The following is a 21,479-nucleotide window of genomic DNA, read 5'->3' on the forward strand; positions in this document are numbered from 1 at the left end:
TGTGCAGTTATTGGACTGTTCTCTTCATTTACACTACTACTCACAAATAACAACTTTAATAATAACAATGTTCGTTTATAAAGTTGCCTCTTTTGTGCTCTCTACTTTTCCAATAGCGAAAGGGGCGTCTCTTTTATTCCTTCTAATTCATTTAGTAGATACTTAGCTAACTTTTCAACTGCGGGGGAAACTACTATTTCTTCGTGTGATCCAGGGACCGAATACATATTCACTCTTCCTTTTAATAAAGGCTTCCAATCCGTAAACAATTCTTTACCTTCCTCAGCACTAAAGTAAATGACTTCCCCAAAATATGGTGTTAAATCATGCTCTGCCATTAAATTCAGACATTTCCTGTGAGCATTGATAATTTGCTTCAAATTCGTAAGATTTGCATCAGGCGGGAGCACTCCTTCCACAATTAATTGCTCAACAAGCATGTCCTGTTGATGAACAAGCTCTTCTTCCTGCTCCACTAACTCTATATGGATGAAATGCTCCAATATATAAGATAGCATTTCATCCTCTGTCTTGTTATCCCGTTCTGAAGGCACCTTGGTATCCAATAGTACCAACACCTCAACTTCTTCTCCCTGGTTCCGTAGCATAGTTGCGATTTCATAGGCGATGGCACCGCCCAGAGACCATCCTCCCAGACGATACGGCCCCTCTGGCTGAGCCCGCTTCATTTCCTCGATGTAAAGTTGAACTACTTCCGATAAAATCAACCCGTTCATTCCTTCTTTCTCTACGAGAGGATTCTGTAGACCATAAAATGAGCAGTGATCCTTGAGTAACCTTGCTAGCTGAATGTAACAGAGTACATTACCCATAAACGGATGAACACAGAAGAAAGGTCTTTTCTCTGATTCTTGTAATGGAACCAGAACCGATAATGATTCTTCCATACGATGATTCTCACGGATGAGACAAGCGATTCCTTCCACTGTCGGGTTCTTAATCAGTGCGGGCACCTTAATCTCTTTTCCAAATTTCTCTCTGACCTTTGAAATCAATTTGATTACAAGGAGAGAGTGACCTCCTATATTGAAGAAATCATCGTTTACATGGATATCTTCTAACTGTAGCAAATCCTGCCAAATTGTAATCAGCTGATACTCGATTTCATCCCGTGGGATGATTGGTGTAGAAAAGGTACTTTCTCTTTGAATCGTTAAGCTTTTCAGTGCCTTTCGATCAACCTTCCCATTTGTTGTAAGCGGAATCGCATCTACCTCAATAAAGTGTGCAGGAATCATATAATTCGGCACTTGTCTCTTGAGATGCTCACGCCATTCATGCATACTTCCTTCACCCACCACATAGGCAACCAATCTCTGATCTCCTGGTTGGTCCTCTCTTATCAAGACTACCGCCTCTTTCACCGATGGATGACTTTCTAAATTCGCTTCAATCTCTCCAAGCTCAATCCGGAATCCTCGAATTTTCACTTGATTATCGATTCTTCCCAAATAATCCAAATGGCCATCAGCTAAATAGCGGACTAGATCTCCCGTCCGGTATAACCGTTCCCCTTCATTAAATGGATGAGGAATAAAACGTTCTGACGTTAACTCTGGACGATTCAAATATCCTCTCGCTAGGCCTGCTCCACCGATATAAAGTTCACCCGTTACACCAACTGGAACAGGTAACAAATTCTCATCCAATACATAGGCTTGAACGTTTGGCAACGGACGCCCAATAGTTACTCTCTTACTATCTTTTTTGATACGATAGCATGTCGCATCAACCGTACATTCCGTAGGACCATATACATTATAAAAATGGATATGGTCATTTTCTACTAGTTGTTCCCACAGTGATGGCATAATCGCTTCTCCACCGACCAGTACCTTGCTTGGAACATGAACACTATCGTTTGTTTCTAACAACCCCTCATCTATGAGTAATTGGAGTAGTGAAGGTGTTATATCGAACATTTCCAACTTATTCTCCCGAATATAAGATACAAACTGTTGAGGATCACTGCGAACTTCTTTTGAAATAATATATAAACTAGAACCATACAAAAGCATTTGTAATTGTTTAACGGATGAATCAAAGGCGATTGAGGCATTTAGACCAACGCGCATGTTAACACGTGTCCGATGTGAAAAAACCTCTTTCTGTAAACCATAGGATAGATTTAATACCGAATGATGCTGCACCATAACCCCTTTTGGATTCCCGGTCGAACCTGAAGTGTAGATAACATACGCCAAGTTTTCTCCTGTCACTTTACATATTGGTGAAAGGGTGTTTTCTTGCGAAATCATTGCTTGATCTCGGTCCAAACAAACTGTTTCAACTTCTTCAGGTATCCAACCTTGTGATACTTCGTTCGTAACCAATATTTGAATTCCTGTGTCCTCCAGAATATATCGTAGGTGACTTTCTGGATACGATGGATCCAACGGAACATAGGCTGCTCCAGCTTTCAAGATCCCCATGAGACCGACAATCATCTCAACTGAACGTTGGAAACAAAGTCCGACCAATGACTCCGTCCCAATCCCACATTTCTGAAGATAATGGGCCAATTGGTTTGCTTTCTCATTCAGCTCTCGATACGTCAACTGCTGATTTTCATCCACCACTGCCACCGCATCAGGTGTACGATCCACTTGATCTTCAAACAGTTTGTGGATCACACTCTCACGTGGATACGCTGCTGCATTATCATTCCATTCTTCCAGTAGTTGTTTCTGTTCTATTTCCGTAACATACACCAGCTCCGACAGAGTTTGATCAACGTTCTCGATCATTTGCTTTAACACCTGGCTTAAATGCCCCAGCATCCGTTCAACAGTGAGACCATTAAACTTGTTACGATCATACTTCAACTTTAACAACAACTGGCTTTCTGGAACAACTGTCAATCCTAATGGATAATGAGTTTGCTCTACTCCTTCCAACTCACCAATTTCTAGATTTCCTGAGGAATCCTCTTTCACTGGGTAGTTTTCAAACACATACAAGCTATGGAACAGCGGGGTTCCTCTAGGAACTTCACTCCACCCTTGAATCTCTGTCAAAGAAGCATATTCATATTGTCTTCTTTCTATCTCTTCCTCTTGTATCTTCTGCAACCAATCCATTACTTTTATATCATCTATTAACTGAATTCGCGTCGGTGATGTGGTAATAAAAGGACCTACAATGTTTTCAACATCAATAATCTCCGTAGGGCGTCCTGAGCTAGTTACACCATAGACAATGTCATCTTCTCCACTATACCGGCTCATGAGATACGCCCACGCACCTTGAATTACCGTATTCAAAGTGAGCCTATTTCGCTTCGCCCAGTTTTGTAACGCTTGGGTTTGCTCTTTTGATAAATAAGTTACCTTCTCTGTGTAACCTTGTTCTTTCTCTTTACTTTCTAATCCCAACGGGGTTGGAGCTGTAAAACCTTTAAGTTTCTCTCTCCAGAATTGCTCCGCCTGCTCCTGATTCTGCTCTCTTAACCATTGAATATATTTCTTGTATGGCGATGACTTAGGTAAATGCACGGCTTCTCCATTCATTCTCTTCTGGTACACTGTAAGCAATTCGTTAAAGACCAGTGGTAGGCTCCATCCATCCAACAGAATATGGTGATGTGTCCAAACAATTCGATATTCTTCCTCACCTTCTTGAATGACAGTCACCCGCATCAATGGCGCTTCATCAAAAAGAAAGGCTTGTTTTCGATCCAATGCCAAAAAGGCTTTTCTTTTCTCCTCTTTTTCTTCAGCAGTCAGCGTACGCCAATCTTCTACATTCACCTTAAATGGAATACTCTCATACACCACTTGTAAAGGCTCTTCAACTTCATCCCAAACGAAAGCTGAGCGGAAAATTTCATGCCGCTGAATTACGGATTTCCACGCCTGCTCGAAAGTAGGAATATCCATTTTCCCTTTAATCATAAAACTTAATTGCACTATATACGGCGCTACATGTTCATCCCCTTGGTCATGCAATGTATGGAAAATCATACCTTCTTGCAAAGGCGATAATGGATATAAATCAGTAATTGGATAGTTCTTTCCACGATTCATCTTGGTTAGTACTTTTGTCAAACCTACTTGGTTAAGATTAGCCATCGCAAAATCCGAAACGGTCAGTGCAGATTCTCCATCTGATGAAGATTGAACCAATCTACTCAGTTGATGGAGCATATTCTCTGCAATACTTTGAATCGTTGATTTCGCGAATTGTCCCAAATTGTATACCCAAGTGAACTGAAGTTTCCCATCCGTTACCATTCCAATTATATCGATTAAATGCGATCGCTTGGAACCAGAAGCATGATCTAAGCGCTTAAATCCGTTCTCCGGAATAAGCATTGCATCGTCAGAAAACATTTGGTCAAATTGTCCAAGATAGTTAAAACTAATAGACGGTGTATGTTGAGACCCCCACTGCTCATACATTGTTTCGTTCAGGTACCGCAAAATCCCATAGTCAACACCCTTATTAGGAATTTTACGTACTTGTTCTTTAACTGCTTTTAATGCTGCAATTGGCGTGTCGGCACCGGTAATATTTAAGTGAACAGGATAAATACTTGTAAACCACCCCACGGTTCTCGATAGGTCAACGTCTTCGATAATCTCTTCCCGACCATGCCCCTCCAAATCCACGGTCAGCGCCGGATGACCTGTCCATGCTGCCATAGCCTGTGCCAATGCTGTCAATAGTACTTCATTGATTTGGACACGATGAGTGCTTGAAATCTCTTGCAATACCGCACGGGTCTCTTTCTCATCCAGCACCACCGTAATCTCCTCGGTTCTTGTATTTGCTGGAACTTCGAAGGTGGTATCCACTGGTAGCATAGCCACTTTTTGTTCGGATTGCTGCTCCCAGTAATCACGCACTTCTTGCACAATCCCAGCTTCAGCGTAATGATGCAATTTCTCCGACCACGCTTTAAAGGATGTACTCTTTGTAGGTAATTGGATCATCTGATCCTGGCTCGCTTGATTATACGCCGTTTGCAGATCCTCCAGTAAAATCCGCCACGAAACACCATCCACTGCTAAGTGATGAATCACCCAGAATAATCGGCCGGCTCTTTTCTCACCTTCATCAAAATACACCATTCTCATTAGCGGTCCTGCGTGTAAGTGCAAGCTTGCTTGTGCAGTGTCAATCTCCGTTTGAATCACTTGATGCCATTCTGCTTGCGGCACTTCGTCTAATGAAATAACGATCAGCGTCGATTGTTCTTCGATCCCTTCGTTCCGCTGTTTCCAAGCTCCATCCGGTAAACGTTCATATCTTAAACGCAAGGCATCATGATGGATTAGAAGGGTACGCACAGCTTTCTCCAGTAATACTATATCCAATCGCTCTTTTGTTCTAAAAAACATGGATTGATTCCAATGGTGTGGGTTAGGATGATCTTGTGCTAAAAACCATTGCTGGATTGGTGTAAGGATCAGTTCTCCAGTTACAACACCCTGATCTGCTTGTACACCCCGTTCTTCTTTGACTACTTGCGCCAACTCGGCAATCGTTTGGTGTTCAAACATTTGCTTTGGTGTCAATTGCAAACCTGCTTGCTTCGCACGAGAGACAATCTGAATGCTGAGAATCGAGTCTCCACCAATTTCAAAGAAGTTATCATGGATTCCCACCTTTTTAATCCCTAATACTTGCTTCCAAATGGTAGCCAGTGTTTCTTCGTTATCATTCCGCGTGGCAACACATTCACTTTCGATTTTCCTCTCCTCTGGTACAGGTAAGGCCTCACGATCAACTTTACCATTAGCAGTTAGTGGAATGACTTCCATCATCACAAATCCTGAAGGAACCATATGGCTTGGTAGTTCCGCCTTGAGATAATCTCTCCACTCACCTACATTCCCATCACCCACGACATATGCCACCAACCGTTTATCACCCGGCTGATCTTCTCGAACAATTACGACAGCCTCTTTTATGGATGCATATGCGTTTAAAGCAGATTCAATTTCTCCGAGCTCAATTCGGAAACCACGGATTTTCACCTGGTGATCTATCCGCCCAAGATAATCCAGATTTCCATCCGGTAAGTATCTCGCTAAGTCTCCTGTCCGATATAATCGCGATCCTGGGTCACTACTGAATGGATGAGGAATGAAACGTTCTGCAGTCAATTCGGGTCTGTTTAAATACCCACGTGCGAGTCCTGCTCCACCAATATATAGTTCGCCAGCTACACCAATAGGCACAGGTTGTTGACAAGCGTCTAGTACATACGCTTCTAAATCTGGAATCCGTTTTCCGATATTATTTCTTGAAGCATACTGCACATCATCTTGAGTAATTGGATAATAAGTAACATGAACGGTAGTTTCTGTAATTCCATACATATTAATTAACTGTGGTTCCTGCTCTCCATACCTTTGAAACCATGGTAACAAGCTGGTAGGATCGAGTGCTTCCCCACCAAATATGACATAGCGCAGATACAAGTCTTTCTTCTCATCTTCTTGTTCACACACTTGTATCAATTGTCGAAATGCGGATGGTGTCTGATTAAGAACCGTAACCTTCTCCTTTACTAACAGTTGATAGAAATCCTTGGGCGATCGACTAATCCAGTAAGGAACAACAATCAATCTTCCGCCATGGAGTAATGCCCCCCAAATCTCCCATACCGAGAAGTCAAACGCATAAGAATGGAAAAGCGTCCAAGTATCTTTTTCATCAAACTGATACCAACATTCCGTTGATTTAAATAAACGAATCACATTGTGATGCTCTACCATAACTCCCTTCGGATTCCCTGTTGATCCCGAAGTATAGATTACATACGCCAAGTTTTCTCCTGTCACTTCACATATTGGTGAAAGGGTGCTTTCTCGCGAGACCATCGCTTTATCCCGATCCAAACAAACTGCTTTGATTTCTTCAGGTATCCAACCTTTTAATGCTTCGTTCGTGACCAATACTTGAATCTCTGTGTCCTCCAGAATATATCGTAGGCGACTTTCTGGATACGATGGATCCAATGGGACATAGGCTGCCCCAGCTTTCAAGATCCCCATGAGACCGACAATCATCTCAACTGAACGCTGGAAGCAGAGACCAACCAATGACTCGTTCCCAATCCCACATTTCTGAAGATAATGGGCCAATTGGTTTGCTTTCTCATTCAGCTCTCGATACGTCAACTGCTGATTTTCATCCACCACCGCTACCGTGTCAGGTGTACGACCCACTTGATCTTCAAAAAGTGTATGGATCACACTCTCACGTGGATACGCTACAGCATTATTATTCCACTCTTCCAGCAATTGCTTCTCCAATTCCGATAGCATCTTCAACTTCATCAATGATTTATCAGGATGTTCCACGATTTCATTCAACCAGTTTTCAAAATGCTCAGCCATACGTCTGATCGTTACAATGTCAAATAAATCAGTCTTATAGTCAAAACAAAGGAATAAACCCTCTTCCACCTCTGCGGCGCTTAAACTCAAATCAAACTTGGCGATCGAAGCATGACTTTCCATCGGTTCTAAACTTCTTCCATGAAGCTCTGGAAGCTCTCGTTTCGTGTTTTGTAAGGTAAACATGGTTTGGAAGATCGGAGAATGACTTGTACTTCGCTCGGGTTGTATGACTTCTACAATCTTTTCAAACGGAACATCTTGGTATTCATACGCCTTCAATGCTTTTGTACGTACCTGAGACAACAACTCTTGGAATGTCGGTGCGCCACTTAAATCAGCCCGATAGACTAACGTATTGACAAAGAAACCAATCAATCCTTCAATCTCTCGATAATTTCGATTCGCAATTGGGCTTCCAACAAGAATATCTGATTGTCCTGTATAACGGGCAAGGAAACTTTGATAAGATGCCAATAAGGTCATGAAAAGCGTTGCCCCTTCTTGACGACTAAGTTCGTTTAATTTATCCAGTAATGAGCGTGACAACAACACATTATGAGTTAATCCATGGTGGGTTTGCACCGGAGGACGAGGACGATCCATCGGCAACATTAAGACTGGTAACTCACCAGACAGTTCTTCCTTCCAATATGCAAGCTGTTGATTTAGTACTTCCTCTTTTAACCAATCCCTTTGCCATTGAGCAAAATCCGCATATTGAACTGGTAATGGTGCGAGCTCTGCTGGTTTTTCGCCAATCGCCTCCTCATAAAATACCATCCATTCTTGGAGTAAGATTTCCATCGACCATCCATCCGAAATAATATGATGCATATTACACAGAAGAACCCATTCTTCTTCTGAAATTTTCACGATTTGTCCACGAAACAATGGCCCTTGCTCTAAGTCAAATGGGGATTCGACTTCAGTTTGAATCCATTGCTCCACTTCTCTTTCTCTCTCTTCTGGAGAAATCTTAGTTAAATCAATTTGTGGAAGGGAACGGAAAGTATACGGTTGAATCTTCTGCACAGGATGACCGTCCACTTCATGAAATACTGTCCGCAATGATTCATGACGCTCTATCAACTGATTCCATCCCAACTCCAATGCTTCTAGTAACCAATTTCCTGTAAGACGGCATACCATCGGCATATTATAAAGTGCACTATTAGGTGTAAATTGATCGATAAACCATAAGCGCTGTTGAGCATAAGAAAGTGGAATGGCATTTCCTCGTTCCATCGGCATCAATGGCGGAATTTCTCGTTTTTTGCCTCCCTTACGTAACTGATCTAATCGCTTCGCCAGTGCCTCCACCGTTGAATACTCGAACAGTTCACGCACCGGTAGTTTTATTTGAAAGACTTCTTGTAAGCGTGAAACCACTTGAGTAGCAAGTAGAGAATGACCACCAAGTTCGAAGAAAGAATCCTGAACACCAATATTTCCTATCTCTAGCACTTGACTCCATATTGAAGCGATAAGCTCTTCCAGCGGAGTTCGTGGGTATACAGTATTTTCAGTCGATGGTTCACCAGGTATAGGCAATGCCTTCAAATCAAGTTTCCCATTCGGTGTAAGTGGTAAAAATGCCACCTCAACAAAGTTTGTTGGAACCATGTAATTTGGTAAATGTGTTTGTAGATGCTCTCGCCATTCATGAACGTTTCCTTCACCAACTACATAAGCTACTAATCGCTTGTCACCTGGATTATCCTCTCGTACCAATACAACAGCTTCTTTCACAGAAGAATGCGCCTGCAAAATTGCTTCAATTTCTCCCAATTCAATCCGGAAACCACGAATTTTTACTTGGTCATCTATTCGACCATGGAACTGAAGAGCACCATCAGAAAGATAACTTGCTTTGTCTCCGGTGTAATAGAGACGTTCTCCTGACTTGAATGGATGTGGAATAAATTTTTCCTTTGTGAGATCCCGACGATTAGCATATCCACGAGCAAGACTCTTTCCTCCAATATAAAGATCTCCAATCACACCAATTGGTACTAGCTGAAGATGAGAATCTAACACATAAACTTCTGTATTCGCAATCGGTCGACCAATAGATGGCGTACCTGTTGTCACTCCTACAGGTACATAACAATCCGTGGTAACAACGGTATTTTCCGATGGACCATACTGATTGATTACCGTAAAAGGAATATCGTTAGATGGATACTGCGTTAATTGATCCCCGCCCGTAATGATAAAACGAAGATCCGTCTTCTCTGGCCAAGGTAATTTCAAGAGTCTTTCCAGAATAGGCGTAGGTGCAAAACTAGCTGTTATTCGCGAATCAATGAGCCAGTCTCTTAGTGCTCCTGGATTAATTCTCAGTTCCTCTGTTGACAAGTAGAGTGCTGCACCAGCAGTTAGATACGGCCAAATCTCCTGGACAGCCGAATCAAAAGCAATCCCCGCAATCTGAGTCGCACGATCCTCTGCTGTAATACGATAAACTTCTTGATGCCAAGAGACCATATTCATTAATGAGCGATATTCAACCATGACACCCTTTGGCTTTCCTGTAGAACCAGAGGTATAGACGATATAAGCTAAGTTCTCTGGATTTATCTGCCGTGTAGGTGCGATTACACTTTCCACTGTTAATTCTTCTAACCTCACCATTTCGACCTGTTCGAAAAGGCCTTCTTGTCCTTCTGCCGTCACTACAAATTGAATTCCTGCATCTTCAATCATGTATTCTAACCTTGATTTTGGATACAACGGATCTAAAACGACATAAGCTCCACCAGCTTTTAATATGCCTAGTAAACTTACCATGAGCTCAGCCGACCTCGGAAGATAAACTCCCACGACTGATTCTGGAGCGACTCCTTTTCGCTGTAAAACATTTGCCAACTGATTTGCTTGTGCATCCAGTTCATCGTAAGTCCACTCTTTTGTTTGATCAACCACCGCAATCGCTTCAGGACTCCTAGCTACTTGTTCCTCAAATCTGTCGCAAATAAGACCTTGTGGGGACATTTCCATTACAGTGTCATTCCATGTTTCTAATAACAAAGTACGCTCAGGTTCCGATAGCATGCTCAAACTATGCAACGGATTTTTCGGGTGATGAGAAACTTCGTGTAACCATTTCTCAAAGTGCCCTGCCATCCGTTCAATAGTTGTAGCATTGAATAAATCCTTATTGTATTCAAAAGTAAAAAGTAATCCCTCTTCCGTCTCAGCTGCCATCACACTTAAATCAAACTTTGCGATTGGACTATGGCTTTCTATCATTTCAATACTTCTACCAGATAACACCGGGAACTCTTGTTTCATATTTTGCAAAATGAACATAGTCTGGAAGATTGGCGAATGACTTGTACTCCGCTCTGGTTGTACAACTTCTACAATTTTTTCAAAAGGGATATCTTGATATTCATAGGCCTTCAATGCCTTTTGACGAATCTGAGACAGAACATCCTGAAATGTTGGTCTACCACTCAGATTAGCTCGATAAACCAGCGTATTGACGAAGAATCCAATTAGTCCTTCAATTTCTCTGTAATTTCGATTAGCAATTGGACTTCCGACCAGAATATCTTCTTGTCCCGTATAACGTGATAGAAAACTTTGATATGCAGCTAACAGGGTCATGAAGAGTGTGGCCCCTTCTTGACGACTAAATTCGTTCAATTTGTCGTGTAGCGTGCTTGGCAGAACCAGAGTATATGTCGACCCATGATGAGTTTGTATTGCGGGACGCGGGCGATCCATAGGAAGTTGGAGTACAGGAAGCTCCCCAGACAATTCTTCCCTCCAATATTGAAGTTGTTGATCAAGCACTTCCTCCTTCAACCATCCTTTTTGCCACTGAGCAAAGTCGGCATATTGAACCGGTAATGGTTCAAGTTCTGCTACCTTTCCATCTGTGGCTTTCTCATAGAATGCCATCCACTCTTCAAGTAGGACTCCCATTGACCATCCATCTGAAATGATATGATGTAATGTACAAAGGAGAATCCATTCTTCCTCACCCACTTGCAAAATACTTGTCCTGATTAGTGGGCCCTCTCCTAAATCAAATGGCACTTCTGTTTCTTGTTGAATCAAACGTTTAACTTCTTCTTCTCGGTCTTCTGGAGAAAGCATAGTTAAATCCATTTTCGGAATTGATTGAAAAGCATACGGTTCAATTTGCTGCACGGGGTGTCCGTTAACTTCATGAAAGACCGTCCGCAATGATTCATGACGCTCTATTAACTGATTCCATCCCGTTTCCAATGCCTCAGGTAGCCAATTTCCTGTAAGGCGGCATACAATTGGCATATTGTAAAGTGCACTATTAGGCGTAAATTGATCGATAAACCATAAGCGCTGCTGGGCATAAGAGAGCGGAATAATTGTTCCTCGTTCCATCGGCATTAGCGGAGGAATCTCTCGTTTTCTATCTCCTTTACGTAATTGATCTAATCGCTTTGCCATTGACTCCACTGTTGCATACTCAAATAGTTCACGTACCGATAATTCGATTTGAAAGATTTCTTGTAAGCGTGAAACTACTTGGGTAGCTAGCAGCGAGTGACCACCGATTTCAAAAAACGAATCTTGGACACTAATATTTCTTATACCTAACACTTGACTCCATACGGAAACGATGAGCTCCTCTACTGGTGTTCGTGATGAACTAATATCTTCACTTATGAACTGTGCTTCCAATTCCAGTAAGGCTTTCCGATTAACCTTACCATTTGGAGTGAGTGGCATCGCTTCAACTTGGAAAAAGTATGCCGGAACCATATAATGCGGCAGTTGCTTCTTGAGATATTCACGCCACTCTCCATTATCCCCTTCACCCACTACATAAGCTACTAACTGCTTATCTCCTGGACGACCTTCCTTCACCAACACGACAGCCTCTTTTACAGATGGGTAATCATGTAAAGATGCTTCGATCTCTCCCAGTTCAATTCGGAATCCTCTGATTTTCACTTGGTTATCTATTCTTCCGATATACTCCAAGTTACGATCACTCATATATCTCACCAGGTCACCCGTTCGATATAATCGTTCCCCTTCCTTAAAAGGATGCGGAATAAAACGTTCAGTAGTTAACTCTGGTCGATTGAAGTAGCCACGTGCCAAGCCTACTCCACCAAGGTAAAGTTCCCCCGCCACACCAATCGGTACCACCTGTTGATGTTGATCCAACACATACAACTCTGTATTATCAATTGGACGCCCAATTGGAATAGTCATTGGTTCTTTTTCTAAATCACAATCATAATAAGTCACATCCACAGTCGCTTCGGTAGGGCCATACAAGTTAATTAACTTTGTTTGCTGAACATCGTAAAATACCCCCTTAAACCTGCGAACTTGTTCAGTGTTTAATGCTTCTCCACTAGTAAAAACCTGACTTAAAGACGAAACATTCCTTTTCGAGTTATATTGTTCCATGTAATCTAAGAAAGTAGATAACATCGACGGAACAAAGTGCATGGTGGTCACACGATATCGTTCGATATACTCCTCAATCACCCCAGGATCTTTCTCACCTCCGGGTAGAAGTAAACAAACACGTGCTCCTACAAATGACCACCAAAATAATTCCCAGACAGAAACATCAAACGAAAACGGTGTCTTTTGTAGGATTGTATCCTCCTCAGATAATGGATATTTTTTCTGCATCCACTGTAGGCGGTTGATAACCGAATGATGTTCAATCATTACTCCCTTCGGATTTCCCGTCGAACCCGAAGTGTATATGATATACGCTAAGTTATGTGCTGTTACTCCACTCACCGGAGCCAAATTACTCTCTTTAGAAATCATTACTTGATCCCGGTCTAAACAAATTGCTTGAATATCTTTAGGTAACCAGTCCTGTAGTGCCTCTTTTGTTAACAGCACTTGAATTTGTGAATTCTCTAAAATGTATCTCAAGCGGTTTTCGGGATAACTTGGGTCCAGTGGGACATAAGCCCCACCTGCTTTCAAAATCCCAAAGAGACCAATAATCATATCAGGAGAACGTTCAACACATATACCGACCAATGATTCAGGTCCTATACCCCGTTTTTGTAGATAATGTGCCAATTGGTTCGATTTTTCATTGAGTTCTTGATACGTTAGCTTTCCACCTTCATAAACTACCGCCACTGCATCAGGTGTACGTGCAACTTGCTGCTCAAATAGCTCATGAATCATACACTCATGACCATAAACTACTTCAGTATCATTCCATTCTTCTAGGAGCTGTTTCTGCTCTGTGTCCGATAACATTGACAGCTTTGTATATGATTCATCTGGATGATACGCGATTTCATTTAACCAGTTCTCAAAATGATCTGCCATACGTGAAATGGTACTACTATCAAATAAATCCGTGTTGTATTCAAAAGAGACAAATAGACCCTCTTCCACTTCGTAGGCAGTTAAACTTAAATCAAATTTTGCAATAGACATATTACTTTCTACCATTTCGATACTTCTGCCAGGCAGTTCTAGTCGTTCTTGTTTTATATTCTGTAGTGTAAACATGGTCTGAAAGATAGGAGAATGACTCATACTTCTCTCAGGTTGCACGGCTTCTACCACTTTTTCAAACGGTATATCTTGATATTCGTACGCTTTTAACGCTTTTTTCTTTGTTTGGAACAAAATCTCCCGAAAGGTAGGGGTTCCACTCAAATCCGCTCGATAAACTAACGTATTAACAAAGAAACCGATTAATCCTTCTACTCCCTTATGATTCCGATTTGCAATCGGGCTTCCGACGAGAATATCTTTTTGCCCCGTATAACGGGCAAGAAAGCTCTGGTATGCAGCCATTAAAGTCATAAATAAGGTAGACCCTTCTTGTCGACTTATATCCTTCAATTGACTGAGTAATTTATAAGGAAAAATCACGTGATGCGTATCCCCAGTGTAAGTTTGCGTAACCGGTCGAGGTCGGTCCACTGGCAGTTGTAACATAGGAAGCTCCCCAGACAATTCTTCTTGCCAATACGCGAGTTGACGATTTAGCACATCACCTTGCAACCACTCCTTTTGCCACTTCGCAAAGTCTGCATATTGAATGGATAGTGAACTTAATTTAGCAGGACTCCCGCCCGTTTCTTCTTCATAGAAAGCAAGTAATTCATTCATGAATATACCGATGGACCAAGCATCAGAAATAATATGATGCATCGTACACAGTAATAACCATTCATCCTTTCCTAATTGAACAAGCTGATTACGAATTAAAGGGCCATTCATTAAATCAAATGGTTCTTGCGCTTCTCTCACAATTAAACTATCTACCTCTTTTTCTTTTACTTCTAGAGGAAGGTGAGAGTAATCCCTTACAGGTAATGTACTAGGAAGGAATTCGATAATATGTTGTACAGGTTGCTCTCCTACTTCCTTAAAAACGGTACGTAATGATTCATGACGTTCAATGAGTCGATTGAATCCCTTTTCTAATGCTTTAGGAATCCAATTTCCTTTTAGACGCCATACTGTTGGAATATTATATAATGAACTGTTTGGATTAAATCTATCCATAAACCACAAACGTTGTTGTGCATAAGACAACGGAAGTGCTTCTTTATTCTCCTTTTTTTGCATTTGCTCCTGAAGCCAAGCTCTCTTCTCAGGAGAAAGTGAACTCAGTTTTGCAAGTAAATCACTTCTCATTTTTTTACCCCTTCCTCAGCCAAATTACTCTCGAATATCCCTTGTGCTTCTTCCTCTGATAACTCTTCCAATTGCTTAAGAAGTTCAAGTAATTCTTCATCATTACTCACTTCTGCTTCTTTTTGAATATAGTCTTGAAGACTTACATTCTCCTTACTATCATTCTGCATTTCTTTATTTTCGCTATAGAGCAATTGATTAATTCGTTCTGCCAATTCCTGCACCGTATGAAACGTAAATAACTCATGCAATGGTAACTCAATTCCAAAAGCCTCTTTAAGATCGGAGACAGCTTGTGTAGCAAGTAATGAATGGCCACCTATTTCAAAAAACGAATCTTTGGTTCCAATATTTTCCACACCTAAAACTTGATGCCATATTGAAACGATTGTTTTTTCCGTAGGTGTACGAGGAGAAATATAACCACTCGCTCTCTCCTGTCTCTCTGGTGATGGTAAGGCCTTCCTATCAATTTTCCCATTTGGGGTGAGTGGAAATGCGTTCAATCCGACAAAATAGGCTGGAACCATGTAATTTGGCAACTGGACCTTGAGATAATCACGCCACTTATGAGCATCCCCATCTCCCACAACATAGGCAACCAAACATGGATTACCAGGATAATCTTCCCGCACCATCACAATGACTTCGTTAACTAATGTATGCTTTTGTAATGTCGCTTCAATTTCTCCTAGTTCAATCCGGAACCCACGAATTTTTACCTGATGATCGATTCGGCCAATATACTCCAAATTCCCATCCGGCAGATATCTTACTAGATCTCCAGTCCGGTATACTCGCTCTCCTTCTTTAAACGGATGCGGTATAAAACGCTCTTTTGTTAAGTCAGGGCGATTTAAGTATCCACGTGCTAATCCTGATCCACTAATGTAAAGCTCACCAACTACACCAATTGGAACCATTTTTTGTTCCGCGCTCAGTACATATACTTCTGTATTGAAGACTGGTTTACCAATTGGTGGTACCCTATACATGGCACCCTTTTCTAATTCCATATATGTGGAATACGTAGTATCTTCGGACGGTCCATATAGGTTGTACACCTTCTCAATCGTACTTCTCTCGTATAAGTCTTGAACAAGTGAATATGACAATGGTTCTCCAGCCAAATTCATCACCTTTACCGAAGAAGGGATGGTTTTTGCTCGAACCAGTTCCTTCGCTGCCGATGGCACAGTATTGACCAAAGTCACACCCTTGGTAGACAACTTGTCTAGATGTAGAGCATTTTCAGCGACAATCACCTTACCACCCATCGTCAAGGGAACAAACAATTCAAAAACGGATAAATCAAAGGATAGCGAAGTTGAAGCCAACACTCCTGCTAAATCCTTTCGGGAATATGTGTGATGCGCCCAATGAATCATTGTTACTGTATTCCTGTGCTCAATCATTACTCCCTTTGGATTTCCTGTGGAACCTGAAGTATAGATGATATAGGCTAAGTTATTGCTCGTCACTTCACTCGTACACACCGTAGTTACTTCTTGTTCTATTTCTGCTCGATCACAATCAATAGAAATCACGTCAACGGATTTAGGTAAAACCATTTTTTGCTGTAACTTTTCCTGTGTCACCAATACCTTTATATGAGCATCCTCTAAAATATATTGCAGTCGACTTTCCGGATACGCTGGATCAATTGGGACATATGCTCCTCCTGCCTTCATGATTCCTAAGAGGCCGACAATCATCTCGGATGAACGTGTAACGCAAATCCCAACCATTGATTCGCATCCTACACCATGCTTCTGTAGATAATGTGCCAGTTGATTCGAGCGTTCGTCCAACTCTCGATATGTTAGTTCTTCATCTTCGCACACTACTGCAATTGCTTCTGGTGTTTTTTCCACTTGTTCTTCAAATAATGTATGAATTGTGCTTTCTCGTATATCTACAACACCTGTTTCATTCCATTCCTCTAGTAGTTGCTTATATTCCACTTTCGATAACATATTCATTTCCGATAATAACTCTTTTGGATGAGATACAATTTGATATAACCAATGTTCAAAATGACTTGCCATACGTTCAATGGTTGTATCATTAAACAAATCAGTATTATATTCAAAGGTTAGCGATAATCCTTCTTCCGTCTCAGAAGCAAATAAACTCAAATCAAATTTTGCCACAGAAGTATGACTTTCCATGAGTTCCATGTGTCTTTCAGATAGCTGAGGAAACTCTTGTTTCGTATTCTGTAAAGTAAACATGGTTTGAAATATCGGTGAATGACTTGTATTCCGTTCCGGTTTTACGGATTCTACCACTTTCTCAAATGGAATGTCCTGATACTCGTATGCTTTTAGTGCTTTTTTTCGTATCTGCGACAAAAGTTCTTGGAACGTCGGATTTCCACTGAAATCAGCTCGATAAACCAACGTATTTGCAAAGAAACCTATTAATCCTTCAACCTCTTTAACATTTCGATTTGCAATTGGGCTCCCAACCAAGATGTCGTCTTGTCCTGAATAACGAGAAAGGAAGCTTTGATACGCTGCCATCAATGTCATAAATAAAGTGGATCCTTCTTGCAGACTTAAACCTTTGAGCTTTTCCTGTAGGGAATTCGCCACCATTAAGGACTGACTCGCACCACGGTGGGTTTGAACCGCAGGTCGAGGACGATCCATCGGTAATTGTAAAACCGGTAGCTCCCCAGACAATTCTTCCTTCCAATATTGGAGGTGCTGATCCAAATTCTCTTCTTTTTGCCATTCCTTCTGCCACATGACAAAGTCTGCATATTGAATAGATAACTCCTTTAATTCCGGCGGTTTTTCGCTTAGTGCTCCTTCATAAAAAGCCATCCATTCTTCAAGTAAGATTCCCATTGACCACCCATCTGAAATAATATGATGCATCGTACAAAGGAGAACCCATTCTTCCCTGTCCACTTTCAATATTCGTGTTCGAATCAGAGGACCTTGCCCAAAATGAAATGTTTCCTCCGCTTCGTTTTGAATGAGCCGTTTCATTTCCCTTTTCCTATCTTCCAAAGAAAGGTCTGTTAGATCTGTTTGAGGGATATGTCTGAATACATGAGATTGAACCTGTTGAAAAGGTTCACCCTCTTGTTCTAGAATTATCGTCCTTAATGATTCATGACGTTCCAACAACTGATTCCATCCGGCCTCCAATGCTTCAATTGACCACTTTCCTGTTAAGCGACACGCTGCATGAATATTGTACATCGCATTATTTGGCATTAATTGGTCAATAAACCATAGGCGTTTCTGTGCATAGGAAAGTGGAATAGATTCTTCCCGCTTCATAGGTACAAGGGGTGGAACCTCTCGCTTTTTATCTTCTTTGCGCAACTGATCTACTCGTTTCGCTAATGATTCCACTGTATCGTGCTTGAACAGTTCACGTAGTGGGATTTTAATCTGGAACAATTCTTGTAATCGAGAGACGATTTGAGTAGCGAGCAGTGAGTGTCCACCCCGTTCAAAGAAGGAATCCTGAATACCGATATTTTCTATTCCTAACACTTGACTCCAAACAGAGGCAATAAGCTCTTCCGAAGGCGTCCGAGGTAAAACATTAAAATCTCCCATAGGTTGCTCATCAGGTGCTGGCAAAGCTTTTCGATCAATTTTTCCATTCGGAGTAAGCGGAAACTGTTCTAACTCTACAAGATGCGCTGGAATCATATGATTCGGCAATTGATTTTGTAGATACTCTCGCCACTTTTGAGTATTTCCGTCGCTTATTACATATGCAACCAATCGCTGATCACCCGGGCGATCTTCCCTAACTAATACGACAGCCTCTTTAATAAACGAATACTTTTCTAAAGTCGCTTCAATTTCTCCAAGCTCAATCCGAAAGCCACGCATCTTAACTTGATGGTCCATTCTCCCTATAAATTCTAAATTCCCATCAGTTAGATATCTTACTGAATCTCCTGTTCGATATAGTTGTTCTCCCAATCGAAATGGATGCGAAACGAATTTTTCGGCAGTGAGATTCGGACGATTTAAGTATCCACGAGCTAAACCGGCACCACCAATATATAACTCACCCTCTATCCCTATTGATTGCAAGCGTTGATTTTGGTCTAATACATATAATTGCGTGTTCTGTATCGGCTGCCCAATAGAAACAAATTCTTGATTAGGTTGAATGTCAAATGCATTTACGTAAATAGTTGCTTCAGTTGGTCCATAAAAGTTGGTTAATTTTACTTGCCCGCTCTGATTCCATTGCTGTTGAAACCGTCTAACCAATCCTGAACTTAGCTCTTCCCCACCAGAAAATACATGACGCACGGACGAACATTTTATTTTTAACTCAATATGAGTGAAATGATCTATGAAAACAGATAACATCGAAGGAACAAATTGAGTAATAGTAACCTGATGTTTTTCTATCACTTCAGCTATAATGGTAGGATCTTTCTCTCCACCTGGAGGTAAGAAAGATACACAAGCGCCTACGCTAATACCCCAAAATAACTCCCAAACAGATACATCAAATGAAAATGGTGTTTTCTGCAAGATAACATCCTTTTCAGAAAGTGGATATTGATGTTGCATCCATTCAAGATAATTAATCACTGAATGATGCTCAATCATCACTCCCTTTGGATTCCCTGTAGATCCTGAAGTATACATAACATACGCTAAACCTCTTCCTGTTACTCCACTTATACATGGGGTTGATTCTTCTTCTTCAATTGCAGTATAATCTTGATTCATATAAATCGTTTCAATCTGTTCAGATATATATAAATTTTTAGAATTCCCCCCCGTCACTAGTACTTCAATTCCAGCATCCTCTAATATATAACGAAGCCGACTCTCTGGATAAGTAGGGTCAAGTGGAACATACGCTCCTCCTGATTTTAGAATCCCTAATAACGCTATCATCATTTGTAATGAGCGTTCCATATATACCCCAACTAGAGACTCTGGACCTACACCACGCTTTTGTAAATAATGAGCTAGCTGATTAGCGCGTTCATCTAACTCTTTATAGGTAATTTGTTCATTTTCGTAAATAGCCGCGATTGCTTCTGGCGTTTTCTTAACTTGCTCCTCAAATATCGTATGAATCATGCCTTCAGCTGAATATTTTACTTTAGTATTATTCCATTCCTCTAGTAACTGTGTCTGCTCTTCCATTGTTAAATGAGTAATTTCGGAGAGCTTTGAATCTAGGCTCTTCGTCATCTGAATTAATGTTTGCAATAAGTGACCCTGAATACGATTTATTGTTTCTTCATTGAAATAGCTTCGGTCATACATCAACTTTAAAGTAATTTCCTTACCAGGCATTACAATGAGTGTTAAAGGATAATTTGTTTGTTCTACGCTTTGAACCTCTAGTAATCTTAAATCATCATTTCTCTCACCTTGAATTGGATAATTTTCAAATACATACAAGGTATGAAATAGGGAACTATTCCGCGGAACCTCACTCCACCCTTGAATATCAACCAACGAATTATACTCATATTGTCTTCGTTCCATTTCTTTCATCTGTATTTTACGAAGCCAATCTACTACTGATGTATCATCCGTTAATCGAATTCTAGTAGGTAATGTGTTAATAAATAGACCCACCATATTCTCTGCTCCTATCAAATCAGTAGGACGTCCAGAGCTAGTTACGCCAAACACGATGTCACTTTCACCGCTATACCTACTCATCAAGTAAGCCCATGCGCCTTGTACTAATGTATTCAATGTTAATCGACTATTTCGTACCCACTCTTGTAAATTCTTAGTAAGTTCCTCAGATATTTGATAAGTACACTCTCCATAGCCCTTATCCTCTCCTTGATCCTTTCTTTCCATCTCTAATGGTGTAGGTGCATAAAATCCCTTTAATTCTTCTTTCCAAAATTCCTCTGCTTTACTTTGATCTTGCTTATTTATCCACTGGATATATTTTTTGTAAGGAAGAGATTTAGGAAGATTCAACAATTCTCCCTTTATCATCTTGAGATAAACTTCCATCACTTCACTAAAGACCAATGACAAACTCCACCCATCTAGCAAAATATGATGATGTGTCCAAATGATTCTCGTTTCCTCTTCTGCTTCTTTAATCGCAGTGACTCTCATCAATGGTGCTTCATCCAATAAAAATCCTTTTCTACGATCTGCAGTCAAAAACTGGTGTAATTTCTTCTCCCTCTCCTCATATGAATGGGCACTCCAATCCTCTTGATGAATAGTAAAAGGAAGACGTTGGTAAACTGCTTGCAGAGGTTTTTCTACTTCCTCCCACACAAATACTGAACGTAAAACCTCATGTCGATGAATAACATATTCCCAAGCCTTTTCAAAAGTAGCAACATCCAATTGCCCACCGAGCAAGAAGCCTACTTGTACAATGTAGGAAAAAGAATGTTCATCATCTTGATCGTATAAAGTATGAAACAGTATTCCTTTTTGCAAAGGTGATAATCCATATATATCTATAACGTCTCCCATC

Annotated in this window: 2 protein-coding genes; both read right to left on the reverse strand. The window is 40.9% G+C overall.

Annotated features, from left to right (window positions below; genetic code table 11):
- Positions 1-101 precede the first annotated feature (101 nt).
- The gene (locus MKX77_RS27160; protein ID WP_341308307.1) at positions 102-15,011 is read right to left on the reverse strand and encodes a non-ribosomal peptide synthetase; all 14,910 of its coding nucleotides are present in this window, start codon (positions 15,009-15,011) and stop codon (positions 102-104) included.
- On the reverse strand, positions 15,008-21,478 hold the full coding sequence (locus tag MKX77_RS27165; RefSeq protein WP_341308308.1) for an amino acid adenylation domain-containing protein: 6,471 nt from the start codon (positions 21,476-21,478) through the stop codon (positions 15,008-15,010). Before MKX77_RS27165 ends, MKX77_RS27160 begins: the two co-directional genes overlap by 4 nt.
- Between the last annotated feature and the right edge of the window lies 1 nt (position 21,479).

The organism is Bacillus sp. FSL R9-9410 (genome assembly GCF_038050385.1).
Taxonomy (GTDB): Bacteria; Bacillota; Bacilli; order Bacillales; family Bacillaceae_G; genus Bacillus_A; species Bacillus_A cereus_U.